Origin of the sequence: Arthrobacter sp. SO5 (assembly GCF_020532805.1) — a bacterium.
GTDB lineage: Bacteria > Actinomycetota > Actinomycetes > Actinomycetales > Micrococcaceae > Arthrobacter.
Genome location: NZ_MQTQ01000082.1, coordinates 23,874 through 27,044 on the forward strand (window position 1 = coordinate 23,874; position 3,171 = coordinate 27,044).

The 3,171-nt window shown below is 65.2% G+C and carries 4 protein-coding genes; 1 reads left to right on the plus strand and 3 read right to left on the minus strand.

What is annotated here, in order from left to right:
- The 3 genes from BJG92_RS15250 to BJG92_RS15260 form a co-directional block, all read right to left on the minus strand.
- The coding region (locus BJG92_RS15250; RefSeq protein ID WP_232084843.1) for a metallophosphoesterase at positions 1-430 on the minus strand (430 nt) is incomplete at its 3' end.
- 195 nt (positions 431-625) lie between these two features.
- Complete coding sequence (gene fdhA / locus BJG92_RS15255; RefSeq protein ID WP_232084844.1) at positions 626-1,837, minus strand: formaldehyde dehydrogenase, glutathione-independent; 1,212 nt, start codon at positions 1,835-1,837, stop codon at positions 626-628.
- A 221-nt stretch (positions 1,838-2,058) separates the two neighbouring features.
- Complete coding sequence (locus tag BJG92_RS15260; protein WP_232084845.1) at positions 2,059-2,544, minus strand: glutathione peroxidase; 486 nt, start codon at positions 2,542-2,544, stop codon at positions 2,059-2,061.
- Positions 2,545-2,988: 444 nt separating this feature from the next.
- Here BJG92_RS15260 and BJG92_RS15265 point away from each other — a divergent pair.
- Positions 2,989-3,171, plus strand: a 183-nt coding sequence (locus tag BJG92_RS15265; RefSeq protein ID WP_232084846.1) for a hypothetical protein, incomplete at its 3' end; no start/stop codon positions are given.

Here is a 3,171-nt window from a genome sequence, read left to right on the forward strand (position 1 = left end):
TCAGCTCACCGTGGTGGAAGCCGGGGACTGAGGTATCGAGGGTGATGATCCGCAGCCCGTTAATGAAGTAGGTGTGGTCCACAGGGGTGTCGTCCCCAGGCAGGTCCAGCAGGCCGGTGCGGAAGTTGGCGCGGTTGTCATGGTTACCCATCGCCCAGATGACTTTCGCGCCCAGTGCCTGGCAGGCGGGTTCGACGATGGCCCGCAGCTTCGCGTAGGCTTCCGGTTCACCCCGGTCAGCGAGGTCGCCGGTGAAAATCACAGCTTCGGGGCGCGCGCCGGAAGCCCGGACTTCGTCGAAGAGTTGTTGGAGCAGGGCGTCGCTGTCCACCACACCGTGCAGCGGTCCCGGACCGCCCAGCAGGTGGGGGTCACTCAGATGGAGTAGAAAATGACGTGGCCGGGGGTGTTCGGCCTCGATGAGCTCCATTGCTACCTTCCTGGTTGGGCGGAGGCTGTAGCCCCCAACTTCCCTCTCAGTAATGTCTATCCAACCAGACATTCGGCCAACAATGTGCAAACTCCAGTAGGCATGTTCGAAAAAACGGCAACAACGAGTAATCCGTCGGACGCATACCTGTTCCGGTATGCGTCCGACGGAACTCGCTTACTCAGGTACCTGCGGCTAGCTCAGGTAGCCGTTCGGGTTCAGCACGTACTTCGTAGCGGCGCCGGCGTCGAACTCCGCGTAGCCCTTAGGCGCCTCGTCGAGCGTGATCGCCTTGGCGTTGACGTTCTTGGCGATGTGGACTCTGTCATGCAGGATCGCCATCATCAACTGGCGGTTGTACTTCATCACCGGGCACTGCCCCGTGGTGAAGCTGAGCGACTTGGCCCAGCCGGTCCCGAGGCTGAGCGAGAGTGAGCCCTTCTTGGCGGCCTCGTCCACGCCGCCCGGATCGCCTGTGACGTAGAGTCCCGGAATACCGAGGGCACCGCCGGCAGCGGTAACCTCCATCAGCGAGTTCAGCACCGTGGCCGGGGCCTCCTGGGCGCCCGCGCCGTGCCCCTTGGCCTCGAATCCAACCGCATCCACACCACAATCGACTTCCGGGACGCCCAGCAGTTGTTCGATCTGTTCGGCAGGTCCGCCCTTGTTCAGGTCCACCGTTTCACAGCCAAAGCTGCGGGCCTGCGCCAGACGGTCCAGGTTCATGTCACCGACAATCACGACGGCGGCCCCCAGAAGCTGTGCGCTGGTCGCCGCAGCCAGGCCCACGGGACCCGCCCCGGCAACGTAGACCGTCGAACCGACCCCCACGCCTGCCGACACCGCACCGTGGAATCCGGTCGGGAAGATATCGGACAGCATCGTCAGGTCCAGCATCTTCTCCAGGGCCTGGTCCTTGTCCGGGAACTTCAACAGGTTCCAGTCCGCGTAGGGCACCAGGACATAGTTGGCCTGGCCTCCCACCCAGCCGCCCATGTCGACGTAGCCATAGGCGCTGCCGGGCCGGTCGGGGTTGACGTTGAGGCAGATGCCGGTCTTGCGTTCCTTGCAGTTGCGGCAACGCCCGCAGGCGATGTTGAAGGGAACGGAACAGATGTCCCCCACCTTGATGAATTCGACGTCGGGGCCCACTTCAACGACCTCGCCGGTGATTTCGTGGCCGAGGACCAGGTCGACGGGAGCAGTGGTCCGCCCCCGGACCATGTGCTGGTCGGAGCCGCAGATGTTTGTAGCAACGGTCTTGAGGATTACGCCATGCCGCACCGAGCGGCCCACGTTGGCGGGGTTGACCCCCGGGCCGTCTTTGAGTTCGAAGCTGGGATAGTCAATGTCGATGAGTTCGACCTTGCCCGGTCCCTTGTAGGCAACGGCTTTGTTCCCTGTCATCACATTCCTCCTGGTTTCACGGACCCCCAAGATGAGCGCCCAGTTGTGATTCACGAAGCGGTCAGATGCACCCTCCACAGGCACAACTCGGCTGCACTCCCGGCAGGCAGGCGTGGCTGCACAGCGGGTAAGCCCGGTCCTTCGGAGGGTTCCGCCAGTCTAGGCTGGTAAGCCTGCTTAGTGATAGGGGCCGTTAGTCCCTTGCGGTCCGGGTGCGACTGCTATTCCAGGGCGGACTGGACTGCCTCGATGATCTCCGGGGAGTCCGGCTCGACGGTGGGGGCGAAGCGGGCCACTACTTTGCCCTCGCGGTTCACGAGGAACTTCTCGAAGTTCCACTTGACCAGGCCCGGGAGCACGCCGTTTTTGAATTTCGTCAGTTCGGTGTAGAGCGGATGCCGGTTCTTTCCGCGGACATTGGCCTTGACAGTGAGGGGAAACGTCACGCCGAAGTTGCGTTCGCAGAACTCGGCGATCTCGGCATCGGCGCCGGGCTCCTGCCCGGCGAACTGGTTGCACGGGACCCCGAGGACCTCGAAGCCTTGCTCCCGGAACTTGTTGTGCAGGGCCTCGAGTCCCGCGTACTGAGGCGTGAACCCGCACTGCGAAGCCACGTTCACCACCAGCACCACCTTTCCCTTGAAGCGGCCGAAGTCAGTTTCCGTGCCGTCATTGAGAGTCAGGGCAATGGCATGCAGAGAGGTCATGGGAGGCTTCCTCACGAAGTTTGGATGTAGTGCGCGCCCCGGAGCGATGCCGGGGAAAGACTCACGCCTGTCATTCCGTGCCAACGCACGCGGGCCTGGGTTTGTGCCCGGGACAACCCCGCCCCGGGCACAGCGGCAGTGCCCGGCTACGGCAGCGGCGTCGCGGAGGGGTCCACGGACGGGTTCGCGGAGGGGTCAAGGGCCCCCGTTGGTTTGGGGGCCGCCGGGGTTGTGGGATCCGGCGTCGGCTCCCCGCCTGTAGCCGTCTGCGTGGGGGTCTGCGCCGGCGTCTGCGTGGGCGTCGTCGCTGCGGGAACCGTGGCAGCTGGCGATGTTCCCGGAGGCAGCGCCGTTCCCGGCGCGCTGGTGACGGGTGCCGGCGGCGTTCCGGGAGCAGGAGCGGCAGGCAGCGTGGTGGCGGGAGCGGTGGCGGCGGGAGGCTGCGTGACCGGTGCTTCGGAGAGCGTCGGCGTCGGAGTGGGCGTCGGGGTGACGCTAGACGTGGGCGGCGTCGTCGGTGTCGGCGTCGGTGTCGGCGTCGTGACGCTAGACGTGGGCGGCGTCGTCGGTGTCGGGGTCGGGGTAGGCGTCGGGGTGGGCCTCGGCGTCGTGACGCTAGACGTGGGC

Excerpts from the sequence above, each read along its gene's own strand:
- fdhA (WP_232084844.1), bottom strand. The coding sequence starts at position 1,837 with ATGACAGGGAACAAAGCCGTTGCCTACAAGGGACCGGGCAAGGTCGAA.
- BJG92_RS15260 (WP_232084845.1), bottom strand. The coding sequence starts at position 2,544 with ATGACCTCTCTGCATGCCATTGCCCTGACTCTCAATGACGGCACGGAA.